This is a genomic window from Rugosimonospora africana, assembly GCF_016862975.1.
Classification (GTDB): Bacteria; Actinomycetota; Actinomycetes; order Mycobacteriales; family Micromonosporaceae; genus Rugosimonospora; species Rugosimonospora africana.
In genome coordinates, this window is sequence record NZ_BONZ01000027.1 from 245,452 (window position 1) to 260,184 (window position 14,733).

12 protein-coding genes are annotated in these 14,733 nt (G+C 72.6%); 4 read left to right on the forward strand and 8 right to left on the reverse strand.

Annotated features, from left to right (window positions below):
• The first annotated feature begins 173 nt into the window (after nt 1-173).
• Nucleotides 174-1,001 carry a FadR/GntR family transcriptional regulator gene (locus Raf01_RS14635; protein ID WP_203918387.1) on the forward strand — a complete coding sequence of 276 codons (828 nt, stop codon included), beginning with the start codon at nt 174-176 and terminating at the stop codon, nt 999-1,001.
• A 37-nt stretch (nt 1,002-1,038) separates the two neighbouring features.
• Here the strand turns inward: Raf01_RS14635 and Raf01_RS14640 are convergent, their stop codons facing one another.
• The 3 genes from Raf01_RS14640 to Raf01_RS14650 form a co-directional block, all read right to left on the reverse strand.
• Nucleotides 1,039-1,524 (reverse strand): MSMEG_6728 family protein, encoded by a 486-nt coding sequence (locus Raf01_RS14640; RefSeq protein ID WP_203918388.1) that lies wholly within the window; start codon nt 1,522-1,524, stop codon nt 1,039-1,041.
• A 7-nt stretch (nt 1,525-1,531) separates the two neighbouring features.
• Nucleotides 1,532-3,124: a B12-binding domain-containing radical SAM protein gene (locus Raf01_RS14645; RefSeq protein ID WP_239133610.1), complete on the reverse strand. Its 1,593-nt coding sequence runs from the start codon at nt 3,122-3,124 to the stop codon at nt 1,532-1,534.
• A 218-nt stretch (nt 3,125-3,342) separates the two neighbouring features.
• The gene (locus Raf01_RS14650) at nt 3,343-4,146 is read right to left on the reverse strand and encodes an IclR family transcriptional regulator (protein ID WP_203918389.1); all 804 of its coding nucleotides are present in this window, start codon (nt 4,144-4,146) and stop codon (nt 3,343-3,345) included.
• An 89-nt stretch (nt 4,147-4,235) separates the two neighbouring features.
• Between Raf01_RS14650 and aceB the strand changes: the two genes are divergently transcribed.
• Nucleotides 4,236-5,819, forward strand: a complete 1,584-nt coding sequence (aceB, locus tag Raf01_RS14655) for a malate synthase A (RefSeq protein WP_203918390.1) — start codon at nt 4,236-4,238, stop codon at nt 5,817-5,819.
• Between the two features lie 46 nt (nt 5,820-5,865).
• Here the strand turns inward: aceB and Raf01_RS14660 are convergent, their stop codons facing one another.
• The 3 genes from Raf01_RS14660 to Raf01_RS14670 all read right to left on the reverse strand — a co-directional run bounded on the left by Raf01_RS14660 (nt 5,866) and on the right by Raf01_RS14670 (nt 9,959).
• On the reverse strand, nt 5,866-7,533 hold the full coding sequence (locus Raf01_RS14660; RefSeq protein WP_203918391.1) for a glycoside hydrolase family 27 protein: 1,668 nt from the start codon (nt 7,531-7,533) through the stop codon (nt 5,866-5,868).
• A gap of 284 nt (nt 7,534-7,817) precedes the next feature.
• Nucleotides 7,818-8,900: a LacI family DNA-binding transcriptional regulator gene (locus tag Raf01_RS14665; RefSeq protein WP_275412985.1), complete on the reverse strand. Its 1,083-nt coding sequence runs from the start codon at nt 8,898-8,900 to the stop codon at nt 7,818-7,820.
• 153 nt (nt 8,901-9,053) lie between these two features.
• Nucleotides 9,054-9,959, reverse strand: a complete 906-nt coding sequence (locus Raf01_RS14670) for a LysR family transcriptional regulator (RefSeq protein ID WP_203918392.1) — start codon at nt 9,957-9,959, stop codon at nt 9,054-9,056.
• A gap of 70 nt (nt 9,960-10,029) precedes the next feature.
• Between Raf01_RS14670 and Raf01_RS14675 the strand changes: the two genes are divergently transcribed.
• The gene (locus tag Raf01_RS14675; RefSeq protein ID WP_239133612.1) at nt 10,030-11,151 is read left to right on the forward strand and encodes a YeiH family protein; all 1,122 of its coding nucleotides are present in this window, start codon (nt 10,030-10,032) and stop codon (nt 11,149-11,151) included.
• A gap of 12 nt (nt 11,152-11,163) precedes the next feature.
• Here Raf01_RS14675 and Raf01_RS14680 read toward each other — a convergent pair whose 3' ends face one another.
• Together Raf01_RS14680 and Raf01_RS14685 are read right to left on the reverse strand one after the other, a co-directional pair.
• Complete coding sequence (locus Raf01_RS14680) at nt 11,164-12,426, reverse strand: MFS transporter (RefSeq protein WP_203918393.1); 1,263 nt, start codon at nt 12,424-12,426, stop codon at nt 11,164-11,166.
• The gene (locus Raf01_RS14685) at nt 12,423-13,244 is read right to left on the reverse strand and encodes a winged helix-turn-helix domain-containing protein (RefSeq protein WP_203918394.1); all 822 of its coding nucleotides are present in this window, start codon (nt 13,242-13,244) and stop codon (nt 12,423-12,425) included. Before Raf01_RS14685 ends, Raf01_RS14680 begins: the two co-directional genes overlap by 4 nt.
• 190 nt (nt 13,245-13,434) lie before the next feature.
• On the opposite strand from Raf01_RS14685, the gene Raf01_RS14690 reads away from it, so the two are divergent.
• The gene (locus Raf01_RS14690; RefSeq protein ID WP_203918395.1) at nt 13,435-14,679 is read left to right on the forward strand and encodes an NAD(P)/FAD-dependent oxidoreductase; all 1,245 of its coding nucleotides are present in this window, start codon (nt 13,435-13,437) and stop codon (nt 14,677-14,679) included.
• Nucleotides 14,680-14,733: the final 54 nt, after the last annotated feature.

Below are 14,733 nucleotides of genomic sequence, written 5' to 3' on the forward strand. Positions count from 1 at the left end.
CCGTTGCCCGTTTCCACTGTTGTCCGGACGTTTGCGACGACGGTAGCAACGGCCGTCCACCGCCGTACGCGCCCGCTGGCCCGGACACGGTTTCGCCCATCCCGGACACGCACCGCCCAGATACGACAGCGTGCCAGCGCGGACAGCGAACCGGACCATGCGACAATTTGCGCATGGCGACGCGAGCGGCTGACAGGCCGGGCACCGCGCTCTCGGCACAGCGTGACGAGGTGGGCGCGCGGAACTCCGCGGTGACCGGGGCCCAGCAGCCCGGCGACAATGGCGACAAGCTGTTCACCGCGGTCAATTTGTCCAGGGCGTCGCAGGTGATCGTGGAACAGATCCGCGGGCTCATGCGCGCGGGCAAGCTGCGCCCGGGCGATCGGCTGCCGAGCGAGCGGGACCTGTGCCAGCAGTTCGGGGTCAGCCGGGTGACGGTCCGCGAGGCGCTGCGCATCCTGGAGACCGGTGGCCTGGTCGCGATCCGGGTCGGTGCGCGGGGTGGCGCGTTCGTGACGTCGCCGACGTCCCGGCAGGTCGGCACCGGCCTGGCCGATCTGGTGTCGCTGTCGACGATCACCGCGGCGGAGGTGACCGAGGCGCGCCTGGTGTTCGAGATGGGCATCGTCCCGCTCATCGTGAACGGCGCGACCGATGAGGACATCGCCGAGCTGCGCGACCTGACCAAGCGGCACGCGCAGCTGGTCAAGGCCGGCACGTACACCATGGAGAATTCCGCGGACTTCCACATCCGCATCGCGAGCTGCACCCACAACGCGGCGATCGAGATGCTGGTGCACACGTTCCACGGTCCGCTGCTCATGTCGCTGCTGGAGGCGGAGGCCGCCGGGCCGCTGTTCGGGCGCAAGGGCGTCGCCGAGCACGCCGAGTTCGTCGAGGCCATCGCGGCGCGGGACGTGGAGGCGGCGGAGACCATCATGCGCACCCACATCGGGCGCACCGCGGCACGCGTCCGGTCACACGAGAAGCGCTCGCGCTGAGCTTCCGGATCGTTCGCTGAGCCTCCCGACCGGGTGCCTATCCGGAGACGCCCGGGCAGGACGGCGGCCGGTCGGATTCCGGCCAGATGTAGGGCAGCTCGGGCAGGTCGCCGAACAGCGGCCGGTAGAAGTCGGGCTTCTTGCGTACCAGCGCCGACCGGTGGCTGAGGTGGAAATCCTCCCGGCCGAGCCACGGCGGTACCTCGCCGGCCGCCACCAGGTCCGGCTGTTCGCGTACCCGGTGGATCGCGCAACTCTCCGCGAGGTCGTTGGCGAGCGTACCGGCGACGGTGTCGGCCCGGCCGCCGGCGATCCACACGCGGCAGATGGTCAGGCCGTACGCGACCAGAGCCTCCTCGTACCCGGACCACATCTTCACCGCGGGGTGGCGGCGCCAGCCGTGCCCGGCGACGGTGAGGCCGCGCAGCACCTGAAGCGCCTCCACGCGTTGCTTGCCCAGCCTCAGCGGGTCGAGCGACCGGGCGCAGGCGAGGAAGTCCGGGTACGGCAGGAAGGTCTGCATTCGCGGGCTACCCGTCCGCCCCCCGGCCCGCGCTCGTCACACCGGACACCACGTGATCGAACGCTACCGGCTCCCGGCCGCTCCGGCTCCCGGTTTGGGGTTGCCGCGCGTCCCCTGTCGATCCGGAGCGGCGCTGATCTGAGCTGCGCTCGCTCGCGTGGCGTTGATCCGAACTGCGCGCGCCCGAGCGGCGTTCATCCGAGCGGTCTTCACTCGAGCGGCGCTCGCTCGAGCGGCGGGCGCCGAAGCTGCCGAGCGCGGCCTCCAGCAGCGGCAGCGCGTGCAGCACCTGACCGCCGCGGATGAGGAGGTCCCACAGCGGTTCGAACTTCTTCCACCCACCCGCGTAGGCGAGGTGCCGCAGGCGGTCCCGCGGTACCGGCTTGGTCGAGGCGCCCCGCCAGATCGAGCCCCACCGGTAGAACTCCCGGTACGCCCGCCAGTACCCGTCCTCCAGTTGCCGCCCGGTCATGCCGGTCGGGCGGAAGACCGTGTGCCGGGTGTCGTAGAGGTCCCAGTCGTGGTGGAGGATCCGGCCCTGCGCCTCCATCCGGGCATACAGCTTGGTGCCGGGGTACGGCGTCATGATGTGGAACGTGGCGGTCTCGATGCCCTGATCGATCGCCCACGACACGGTGCGGTCGAAGACGTCCGGCCGGTCGCCGTCCATCCCGAACACGAAGCTCGCGTTCACCATCACGCCGAGGTCGTGCAGCCGCCGTATCACGGCCGAGTAGTCCCGGCCGATGTTCTGCCGCTTGCGCTGCTGTTCCAGGTTGTCGCCGTTGATGGTCTCGAAGCCCACGAACAGGCTGCGCAGTCCCGCGTCCACCGCGCGTTCCAGAAGTCCGGGGGCGAGGACTGCGTCCACCGTCCCGGCCGCCTGCCACACCCGGCCGAGCCCGGTCATCCCGTCGAACAGCGCCTCGGCGAACCGCCGGTTGCCGAACAGGTGGTCGTCGAGGAAATACACGTGGCGTCCGGGAAGCCGGTCGATCTCGGCGAGGGCCGCGTCGACGGTCTGCGTGTAGAAGGACCGGCCGCCGCTGAAGAACGCGTCCTTGTAACAGAAGTCGCAGTGGTGCGGGCAGCCCCGGGACACCACGATCGAGTTCGGCACCAGGTACCGGTGGCGTTTGATCAGATCCCGGCGTACCGGCGGCAGCCCGACGAGCGTGCGGTTCGTCGAGTCGTACCGGCGGCCCGGCCGCCCGCGCCGCAGGTCGTCGAGGAACACCGGCCAGGTGTCCTCGCCCGGCCCGACGAAGACGGTGTCGGCGTGCGCGGCGGCCTCCTCCGGCAGGGAGGTCACGTGCAGCCCGCCCATGGCCACGTGCACGCCCCGGGCCCGGTACGCGTCGGCCAGCCGGTACGAGCGCCGGGCCGAGGTGATGTACGGCTGGATCACCACCAGGTCCGGCCGGTCGTCGTCGAGCCGCGGCCGTTCGACATGTTCGTCGATGATGCGCACGTCGTCGTCCGGGCGCAGATAGCCGGCGAGCGTGGCCAGTCCCAGCGGCGGGAACAGCGAGTACTTGATCGGACGGAACAGGGGACTGGTCGCCTCGGTCAACGCCGGGAGAATCATCGTGATCCGCATGCCGGCGACGCTAGGTCGCGTGCGCGATCCGGTGGCGCGGACGGTGTGCGGAGCATGTGAAGAGGTCGTGCGGACCCGCCGGCCGGGGGCCTGTGATGCGCGGCGTCGGGTGCGTGCGTCGGGTGCGTGTGCCGGCCGCGTGGCGTCGGGCGGGTGGCGTCGGCCGCGTTTGGCGAGGGGCGGTTGGTGCGGGGCGGTTGGCGCCGGGGCGCTGGGCGCTACGGCGCGGCGTGGCCGTCGGCGAAGTGCCGGGCCAACTGCGCGGCGACGTCGCGCAGCACCGGCATGGCCGCCGCGATGGCCGCGTCGTCGACCCGGGCCGGCGGGCCGGAGATGGAGATGGCGGTACGGGTGCCCGGATGCGGCACGGCCACGGCCACGCACCGTACGCCGAGCTCCTGCTCCCCGTCGTCGACCGCGTAGCCCTGAGCACGGCACGCGGCCAGCGCCGCGAGCAGGGCGTCCGGGTCGGTGATGGTGTGCGGCGTCAGCGCGGGCATCCCGGTGCGCGTCACCAGCGCGACGACCTCCTCGGCCGGCAGGCCGGCCAGCAGTGCCTTGCCGACCGCGGTGCAGTGCGCGAGCACCCGGTGTCCGGGCTCGGTGAACATCCGCATCGAGTGCGCACTGGGCGCCTGCGCCAGGTACACCACCTCGCCGCCCTCCAGGATGGCCAGGTTCGCCGTCTCGCCGGTCGCCTCGACCAGCCGGGTCAGCAGCGGCACCGCCCAGGCGCCCAGTGACCGGTCGGCCAGGTCTCCGAGGCGGATCAGCCGCGGCCCGAGCGCGTATCGCCGGGACAGGTCCTGCCGCACGTACCCGGCGCCGATCAGCGTGCGCAGCAGCCGGTGGATGGTCGGCACCGGCAGGCCCGACCGCGCGGACAGCTGGCTGATGCCCTGGGAGCCGCCGGCGTCCGCGATCAGCTCCAGCAGTTCGAAGGCGCGGCGCACGGACTGCACGCCGGCACTGCCGGCCGCGTCGCCCGCCGCTGTGGAGCCCGCCGAGCCCGCTGAGGTCACCGCGCCGTCCCCCGTCCGTGCCGGCGGCCCCGGTCACCACGAGTGGCCGGGCATTGTCTTTCCGCCATGCAGATAATAGTCTCCGTACTGTGGAGAATACGCAAGGAATCACGGTCACCGGAGAGCGGCACGACCGGTTCGACGAGGTGCTCACCCCGCAGGCTCTGGCCCTGCTCGGCGAGCTGCAGCGGCAGCTCGGCCCGCGCCGGGCCGAGGTCCTGCGTGCCCGCCAGGTCCGCCAGAGCGAGCTGAGCGCGGGCGGCACGCTGGACTTCCGGCCCGAGTCCGCGGAGATCCGGGAGGACGCGAGCTGGCGGGTGGCGCCTCCGGCGCCCGGTCTGGTCGACCGCCGCGTCGAGATCACCGGGCCGACCGATCGCAAGATGACGATCAACGCGCTGAATTCCGGCGCCAAGGTGTGGCTCGCCGACTTCGAGGACGCGAACACGCCGCTGTGGGAAAACATGGTCGGCGGCCAGCTCAACCTCATGGACGCCCTCGACCGGCGCATCGACTTCGAGTCGCCGGACGGGAAGTCCTACGCGTTGCGGCCCGAGGAGGAACTGGCGACCATCGTGGTCCGCCCGCGCGGCTGGCACCTGTCCGAGAAGCACCTGCTGGTCGACGGCGAGCCGATGTCGGCCAGCCTGTTCGACTTCGCGCTGTATCTCGTGCACGGCGCGCAGCGGCAGCTCCAGCACGGCCGCGGCCCGTACTTCTACCTGCCGAAGATGGAGTCCGCCGCCGAGGCGCGGCTGTGGAACGACGCGTTCCTGCTCGCCCAGGACGCGCTGGGCATCCCGCGCGGCACGATCCGGGCGACCGTGCTCATCGAGACCATTCCGGCCGCGTTCGAGATGCACGAGATCCTGTACGAGCTGCGCGAGCACTCCGCCGGCCTTAACGCCGGCCGCTGGGACTACCTGTTCAGCCTCATCAAGAAGTTCCGCGACCGGGGCGCAGGTTTCGTGCTGCCGGACCGCAACTCGGTCACCATGACCGCGCCGTTCATGCGGGCATACAGCGAACTGCTGGTGCAGACCTGCCACCGGCGTGGCGCGCACGCGATCGGCGGGATGGCCGCGTTCATCCCCAGCCGCCGCGACGAGCAGGTGAACGCGACCGCGCTGGCCAAGGTGCGCCAGGACAAGCAGCGCGAGGCCGGCGCCGGCTACGACGGCTCGTGGGTGGCGCACCCCGATCTGGTACCGGTCTGCCGGGAGGTCTTCGACGAGCACCTGGGCGAGCGGCCCAACCAGCTCGACCGGCAGCGCGACGATGTCCGGGTCAGCGCCGGGGAGTTGCTCGCCGTCGGCGGCGTCGAGGGCGGCGTCACCGAGGCCGGGCTGCGCAACAACGTTTCGGTCGCCCTGCAGTACCTGCGGTCCTGGCTGGCCGGCACCGGCGCGGTGGCCGTGTTCAACCTGATGGAGGACGCCGCGACCGCGGAGATCTCCCGGTCGCAGATCTGGCAGTGGATCCACAATCCGACCACATTGGACACCGGCGAGACGGTCACCCGCGAGCTGGTGGAGCGGATCCTCGAGGAGGAGTGCGACAAGCTCGGCGATCCGGCCGGCTACGCGGACGCCCGCGCGCTGTTCGTGGAGGTCGCGCTCGCCGAGGACTACACCGAGTTCCTCACCCTGCCGGCCTACCAGCGCTTCCCGTGACGGGTGATGTGCCCGGCCGGCGGGTCGCCGGCCGGGCACAACGACCTCAGGTGCGCGACCACCGCTGGTTGCTGCCGCCGCCGCAGGTCCACAGCTCCACCTGGGTACCGTTGGCGGTGGCGCCACCGGTCACGTCCAGGCACAGTCCCGATTGGACACCGGTGATGGTCCCGTCGGAGTTCAGCCGCCACTGTTGATTGGCCTGCCCGTTGCAGTCCCACAGCTCCACTATGGTGCCGTTGGTCGTCTGGTTGTTGTAGGCGTCCAGGCACTTGGTGCCGTACACCTGCAGCTGACCGGACGGGGTCAGGGTCCACTGCTGGTTCGCGCCGCCGTTGCAGTCCCAGATCTCCACCTTGGTGCCGTTGGCCGTCTGGTTGTTGTAGACGTCCAGGCACCGGTTGGAGCCGACACCGCGCAGGATCCCGGTCGAGCCGCCGCCCCCGCCGCCGGTGGTGCCGCCGGCCACCCGGTACATGACGACGCCGTGGCTGGGTACCGAGGCGCTGATCGTACCGGTCGTGCTGCTCGTCACGCCGGACCACAGGTCGGTCAGCGAGTAGCTGGACGCGCCGGTCTTGCCGATGGCCGCCGCGCTCGTGCTGATGGTGGCCGTGGAACTGCCCTCGTTGAACAGGACCACCGAGACGTCCCCATTGGACAGTGGCTTGGCCAGCACGTCGTGCCCGCCGGACGAGGTGACCAGGGTGCCCTGCTTGCCCAGCGAGTCCTGGTCCACCGCGATGACCGCCCGGTTGGTCAGCGTCGACAGCGTGGTCGCGCTCGCGCTGACCAGGTTGCCGCCCTCCAGCAGCGGCGCGGCCATCTCCGACCAGAGGCTGAACTCGGTGCGGTCCTCGGCGGCCGACATGCCGTTGCCGACCTCCAGCATGTCCGGGTCGTTCCAGTGGCCCGGTCCGGCGTAGGAGGCGAGCCCCACGTTCGCGTGGAAGATGGACAGCATGCTGGAGAAGTTGGCGCTGATGTCGCCGGTGGTGCGCCACAGGTTGCCGACGTTCGCGCCCCACGTCCACGGCGAGTTCACGCCCCACTCGCAGAGGCTGTAGACGATCGGCCGGCCGGTGGCGGCGAGCGCGTCGCGCATCGCCGAGTAGCGCGCGATGTACTGCGCCTGGGTGCTGCTGCCGTTGTTGTTGCAGTTGTCGTACTTGAGGTAGTCCACGCCCCAGGAGGCGAAGGAGTTGGCGTCCTGCTGCTCGTGGCCGAGACTGCCCGGGTACCCGGCGCAGGTCGCGGTGCCCGCGTCCTCGTAGATGCCGAGCTTCAGGCCCTTCGAGTGGACGTACGCGGCGGTGCCGGAGATGCCGTCCGGGAACTTGGTGAAGTCGGGCTGGAGGTTGCCGTTCGCGTCCCTGCTGTGCTGGAGCCAGCAGTCGTCGATGTTCACGTACTGGTACCCGAGGGCCGCCATGCCGGAGGACACGATTTTGTCAGCGGTCTGCTTGACCAGCGTCTCGGACACGTTGCAGCCGTACGCGTTCCAGTCGTTCCACCCCATCGGCGGGGTCAGCGCCAGATTGTTGGCCAGGGCCGGAGCGCTGGCCGGAGTGCGTGATGACGGGGCGTGTGATGACGGGGACGCGGCCTGTGCCGCTCCCGGGGTGGCCAGGACGCCGATCGCGGCGCCGGTCGTGGCGAGCAACGCAACCGCTAACCCGGCCAGTACCCGGCGCGGGTCGCTTCGCAGATGCATGGTGGCCTTCCTCTCGCAACGTCCACTATGGACGAATGGGCCGGCCGCGCACCGGCGCGGCGGCGACGCGGGACGGTTCGGCGCCGGATCGCGGGAAGTTGCCGCCATTGTTAGCGCGAACATCGATAGCTGTCAACCTACGAATGCCGGGCGGTCAGCCGGCGGGGAGGGCGTGACCGGCGGTCAGCCGGCCGAGAGGTGGCCGGCCGAGAAGCATGGCCGGCGGTCAGCCGGCGGAGAAGGCGTGGCCGGCGGTCAGCCGGCGGAGAAGGCGTGGCCGGCGGTCAGCCGGCGGAGAAGCGTGGCATGCGGTCGCCGCCGCCTGCCCGCGCCGTGCTCCGCCGTACCACCAGAGAGGGCGCGACGCGCGAGCGGGACCGGTCGTCGACCGGCGACTTGTCCATCAGGTCCACCAGCAGCTGCAGCCCGCGCCGCCCGAGTTCGTCGAAGTCCTGCCGAACCGTCGTCAGCGCCGGGATGAAGAACTCCGACTCCGGGAGATTGTCGAACCCGACGACGCTGACATCCTGCGGCACCCGGACCCCGCGCTCGTTCAGCGCGTGCAACAGCCCCAGCGCCATCTCGTCGTTGGCGACGAAGACGGCGGTGACTCCGGACTTTCCGGCCAGTTCGATCCCCGCCCGGTAGCCCGACGCCGGGCTCCAGTCGCCGCGGATGGGCGGTGGCGCGGCGAGGCCCGCTTCGGCCAGGCTGGCTCGCCACCCCTCGACGCGCTCCTGTGCCTCCAGCCAGTCGGCCGGGCCCGCCACGTGCCACACCGTGCGGTGCCCGAGTTCGAGCAGGTGGTCGGTTGCCAGCCGGGCTCCGGCGAACTGGTCGACCGACACGACGGGGACATCCCCGCCGTATCCGGCCTCGACCGCCACGATGGGCAGCCCGCCGTGCATCTCGCTGGCGCCGCGCGCCGAGTCCTCCTGCGGGGCGATGACGATGACGCCGTCGACCGACTGGTCGGCCAGTGCCTGGACGCCGCGGCGTACCGAGCCGGCGTCGAGGTTGGCCCCGCTGCTCAGGCTCACCGCGTATCCGGCCGCGCGCGCGGCCTGCTCGATGGCTAGCAGCGTGGACGCCGGGCCGAAGAGCCGGGTGTCGAAGCTCACCACGCCGATCGTCCGCGACCGGCGGCTGGCCAGGCCGCGAGCCAGCGCGTTCGGCCGGTAGTTGAGCTGGCGCATGGCGGACAGCACCCGGTCGCGGGTCGTCCGCCGGACGTTCGGATGGTCGTTCAACACGCGCGAGACGGTCTGATGGGAGACCCCGGCGAGCCGGGCGACATCATGTATCACCGGCGGTCGTGCGGTGTGCCCGCCTACGACCGGTCGTTCCCTGCCCGTGTCCGCGCTCACGCGACCCCTCCCGTTGCTGCAACACGATACGTGACCACGGCGCCGAGGTGGTGGCGGCGCGGTGTTGGCGGCGCGGTGCTGGTGGCGCAGACCGCGCCCGCGTTCGGGGCCGGTCGACGGTCGGGGCCGGCCTGCGGTCGCGGCTGGATGACATCAGGGCTGGTCGACGAGGCGGCGGATGAACTCGGCGGCCAGCGGGCTGCGCTGCCCCGGCAGCCAGACCGCGCGCAGGTCGCGGCCGAGGTCCAGCCCGGTCACCCGCACCGCGACCAGGCGCCCGTCGCGCAGCTCGTCCTGCACAGCGAGCCGGCTGACGACGGTGGCGCCGAGCCCGGCCCGTACCGCTGCCTTCAGCGCCTCGGTCGAGGTCATGACGCCGTACGGCTCGGCGACCCGGTACCCGGCCCGTGCCGCGGCCACCTCGTACGTGCGCCGGGTACCCGACTCCCGCTCGCGCAGCAGCAGCGGCGTGGCGGCGACGACGTTTCCGGGTACGGTGTCCCGGCCGGCCCACGGGTGGTCGGGTGCGACCACCACGGCCAGTTCGTCGTGCCCGATCCGCCGGGTACGCAGGCCGGCGAAGGTACCCGGACCCTCCACGAACCCCAGCTCCACCTCGCCCGCCCGTACCGCGGCGACGACCTCGTCGGTGTTCGCCACGGTGAGCCGGACCGCCACGTCCGGCCGGACCGACCCGAAATGGGCCACCCGGACCGGCAGCACGTACTCGGCGTTGGTGTAGCTGGCCGCCACCCGGATCAGGCCGCGCGTACCGGACCGGACCGCCTCGGCCGCAGCGGCGAAGCGGTTCAGCGCGGCGAGGACCTCGCGGGCGTGCCCGGCCAGCCGTTCGCCTTCCGGGCTCGGCCGCGAGCCGCGAGGACCGCGGCGCAGCAGGGTCACCCCGAGCCGGCGCTCCAGCCGGCCGATCGCCTGGCTCGCCGACGGCTGGGTGATGCGGTGCCGGCGGGCCGCGGCGGACAGGCTGCCGAGGTCGACGGCGTCGACGAACAGCCCGAGGGCGGGCAGGTCTGCCGGGGTGAGCCGGATATCGGTCATAGGTACAGCCTATGAGGTCATATCGCCGGCGCCACTACCCGGCACGGGTGGGCAGGCGTTGGCTTGCGACATGACCAGCGTGGCGCGACCCGGGGTGATGGCCACGCTCGGCGATGCCCGCGGGCTGCTGCCCGGGGTCGCGGTGGCCGCCGCGATCGGCGCTGTCGCCACCGCGCTCGGCACGGTGGTTCCGGTGGTGGGGGCGCCGGTGATCGCCGTACTGCTGGGTCTGCTCGCGCGTACCGTCCTCGACCGGCGCGGCACTGCTGTGCCAGTTGGCTCCGCTGTGCCAGTTGGCTCCGCTGCGCCCCTTGGCTTTGCTGACGCCGGCACCGCCATCCACGCCGGCTCCCGCTTCGCGGGGCGGCACGTGCTCCAGGCCGCGGTCGTGGTGCTCGGTACCGGCCTGTCTGTCCGGTCCGTCCTGCGTACCGGGGTGGCCTCGCTGCCGGTGATGCTCGGCACCCTGGCCCTGTGCCTGGTCGCCGCCTGGCTGCTCGGCCGCCTGCTGCGCATCCCCGACCCGCTGCGCACGCTGATCGGCGCCGGTACCGGGATCTGTGGCGCCTCCGCGATCGCCGCGCTCCGGGGTGTCGTCGCCGCCGACGAGGTCAGCGTGGCCTATGCGGTGTCCACGATCGTGGTCTACAACATCACGGCCACGGTCGTCTTCCCGCCGGTGGGCCGGCTGCTGGGCCTGAGCCAACACGCGTTCGGGCTGTGGGCGGGTACGGCGGTCAACGACACCTCCAGCGTGGTCGCCACCGGGTACGCGTACGGGGCGGCCGCCGGCCGGTACGCGGTGACGGTCAAGCTGACCCGGGCTCTCATGATCATTCCGGTGGTCCTCGGGGTGGCCGCCCGCACTCGCCGGGCCGAGCGGGCGGCCGATCCGGTGGCCGACCGGGCGGCGGCCCGCACCCCGCTGTGGCGGCTGGTGCCACCGTTCCTGGTGCTGTTCCTGCTCGCCGCGTCGGCCAACTCGACCGGCCTGATACCGGCCGGCTGGCAGGGTGCGCTGGCCCGGCTCGCCGGGTACCTGGTGGCGGTCGCGCTGGCCGGGGTCGGGCTCGGGGTACGGGTGGCCGAGCTGCGCCGTGCCGGGCTGCGGCCGTTGCTGTTCGGCGGCCTGCTGTCGGTACTGGTGGCCCTCGGCAGCCTCGGGCTCCAGGCCCTGACCGCGAACTGGTGAGCGCGCCGGTCGCTAGGCGGTGACCATCTCGGGGTCAGTGGCCACCACCGGGTCCGGCCGGCGCAGCTGGCGCCAGGACGGGAAGACGAACGGGGCGAGCGTGGTCAGCAGGTACGCGACGCCGAACGCGAGCAGCGCCATCCGGGTACCGACGGCCTCGATGACGTACCCGCCGACCAGCGCGCCGAACGGGATGCCGACCCAGGCGCTGGCCCGTACCACGCCGAGCACCCGCGCCCGCAGCTCCTCCGGGATCCGCTCGTAGGACGTCGCCCCGATCACCGGGTTGAGCGACCCGGCGAAGACCTCGGCGACCAGGGTGACACCGATGACCGGGGCCAGTGTGCCGGCCACCACCAGGACGAGGAAGCGGGGGGCGCCGCCGACCAGGTACCCGACGCTGTAGAGGGCCCGCCGGGACAGCCGCGGTCCGAGCCATGCCCCGAACAGGTTGCCCAGGACGGAGCCCAGGCCGCCGATGCCGGCGAGGAGGCCCAGCGCGCCGGCCGAGCCGACTGTGTCGCGTACCCAGACCGGCAGCATGACCTCGGAGAGTCCCTGGTCGAGAAGGTTCGTCACGGCCACCATCGTGATGATGCCGAGCAGCAGCCGGTCGGTGCGGATGAACCGCAGGCCGGCCGCGAGGTCACGCCCGTACCGGCGCAGGCCCGACCCGTCCGCCTCGTTGGTGGCGGGTGCGGTCCGGGGCACCCGTACCCAGATCGCTCCGATCGCCGCGGCCACCGCGAAGGTCGCCGCGTCGATGGCGACGACCACCGGCGATCCGGCCAGGGTGACCAGCGCGCCGGCCAGCGGGGCGCCCAGCAGCAGCGCGGTGCGGTTCGCGCCGGAGTTCAGGCCGGCGGCCCGCTCCAGCGCCATGCCGGCGGCCGTGGCCGTCGTCGGTACCAGCGCGCTGTTCGCGGTGTCGGCCGCGCCGCGCACACCGCCGGCGAGCGCGACGAGGCCGAGCAGGACCGGAAGGGTCAGCGCGTGGGCCGCGGACATGAGCGGGATGGCGCCGACCGCGACCGCGGCGACGGCGTTGCCCACCACGAAGGACCGGCGCAACCCGGCCCGGTCGACCAGCGGCCCGGCCAGGGCTTGCGCCGCGACATACGGTGCCATCTCGGCGAACGCGACGAGGCCGGTCTTCGCCGCGCTGCCGGTGGTGGTCAGCACCATCCACGGGATCGCCACGGCGGACATCGAGGTGCCGGCGACCGAGATGACGTACGAGCCGATCAGCGCGACGAACGGCGTGCGGCGTCTCATGACGGAACCTCCCCGGTCGCTGTGGCGTCGGTCGCCGTGCCGTTGGTCGCCGTGGAGTCGGTCGCCGTGCCGGCATCGTCGGGCAGCATCTGGAACTGGAAGACGGCGCGCTCGGAGTCGCCGCCGCGCGGCGGTGCGCCCGGTTCCCGCCGGTACCGCCGGATCACCTCGGAGACCTCGGCCGCGAGCGCGCGCGCCTCGTCGTGGGTCAGCTCGATCGCGTACTCGTGAAATGTCCACGGCAGCGTCGGCAACTCCTCGAGCCGTCCGGCGAAGCTGTTGACGTAGGCGAGCATGCGCTCGTAGTAGGTCTCGACGACGATCCGCATGTACTGCTCAGCGACCTCCAGGCTCCGCATGTCGGGGAGGTCGTCGGGGGAGCGGAGCGTGAAGCCGGAGTCCCGATACCGCGTGCGCCACCAGCGGTCGCGACCGGTGCCGCGCTCGGTGTCCTCTTCCACGAACCCCAGGTCGGCGAGGATCCGCAGGTGGTAGCTGGTGACGCCGCTGGACTGGCCGATCTGCCGGCCGAGCCGGGACGCGGTGGACGGGCCGTCGGTCTCCAGCGACCACAGCAGCCGCACTCGGATCGGGTGCACGAGCCCGCGCAGCCGCTGCGGGGTGAGCAGCAGGTCGCGGGCCGGGTCGAACCATGCGGGCCAGCCACCCGGCGGGGCGGCCGGTGGCTCGCCGACGCTGGTCGGTGGCTGGCCGACGCCGGCCTGTGGCTCACCGGCGCCAGCGTGTGGCTCGCCGAAGCCAGTCGGTGGCCCGCTGGCGCCCGCCGATTCGGCGCTCGGGCGCTCGGTGTCATCCATCTCGGCGGTCCCTTCCCTTCACGATGCCCCTCACGGTAGACCGCAAAGGTTTTTCTGCAAAGAGATTTTTGCGGTCGGGAACGCGACTTCGTGCCAACGGCCGTTGACTTCGGGAGGCATGGGTCCGTAGCGTTGTCAACGTCCGTTGGCCCACGTCTGTTGATGTGTCGCCCGGCTCTCAGGGGGCTCGATGGCATACGACGTGATCGTGGTAGGCGCCCGGGTCGCCGGGGCCGCGACGGCGCTGCTGCTGGCCCGGCGGGGCGTCCGGGTACTCACCGTGGACCGGGCCCGATTTCCCAGCGACACCCTGTCCACCCACCAGGTCCAGGTGCCCGGCGTCGCCCGGCTGCGGCGCTGGGGGCTGCTCGGCGAGTTGGACGCGGCCGGGACGCCGGCCACCCGCGAGGTGCGGATGGACTTCGAGGGAATCGTCCTGTCCGGTCGCTTCCCGCCGTACGACGGCGCCGACGCCCTCTACAGCCCGCGCCGCACCGTGCTGGACACCGTGCTGGTACGAGCCGCCCGCGAGGCCGGGGCCGAGATCCGGGAGGGGTTCGCCGCCGAGGAACTGGTGTGGTCCCGCGACCGGGTGGTGGGGATCGCCGGTCGCCAGCGGGGCGGTGCGCGGTGCACCGAGACGGCGGGCCTGGTGGTCGGCGCGGACGGGAAGCGTTCCCTGGTCGCGAGCGCGGTCGGGGCCCGCCGGTACCGGGAGCGGCCGATCGCGACGATGGCCTGCTACACGTACTGGCACGGGGTACCGATGGCGGCCGGCGAGCTGTACCTGCGGCCGGGCCGGGCGGTGGCGGCGTTCCCCACGAACGACGGCCTGACCATGGTCTACGTGGCAGCACCGATCGCCGAGTTTGCCCGGTTCCGCACCGCCGTCGAGGAGCACTACCTGGCGAGCCTGGACCGGTGCGGCGACCTCGGCATGTGGGTACGGGCGGGCCGGCGGGCCGAACGGCTGCGCACCACGCCGGACCTGCCGCAGCTGTTCCGGGTCCCGTACGGGCCGGGGTGGGCGCTGGTCGGCGACGCCGGGGTGGTGATGGATCCGGTCAGCGCGCAGGGCATCGGCAACGCGCTGCGCGACGCCGAACTACTGGCCGACGCGATCACCTCGGCGATGGCCCGCGGCCGCCCGCCCGACGCGCACCTGGCCGGGTACCACCGGCGGCGGGACGCCGCGGTACGCCCGATGTACGACTTCACCGCCGGGCTCGCCGCTCTCGACCCGCTACGCCGGGCCCAGCGGTACCTGCTCGCCGCGCTGCGCGACCGGCCGGCCGAGGCGGACCGGTTCCTCGGGGCGTTCGCGGGCGTGACGCCGATCCGGCAGTACCGGTCCCCGCGCACCGCGCTGCGACTGCTCGGCGTGCGGGGCCTCGCCGGGCTGGCGGTCGCGGCGGCCGGCGGCCGGCTCGGCTGACCCTTCGCGCGGGCGCGGGCGGCCTCGCGGCCGGCGGGGTCCTATGTTGGGGTC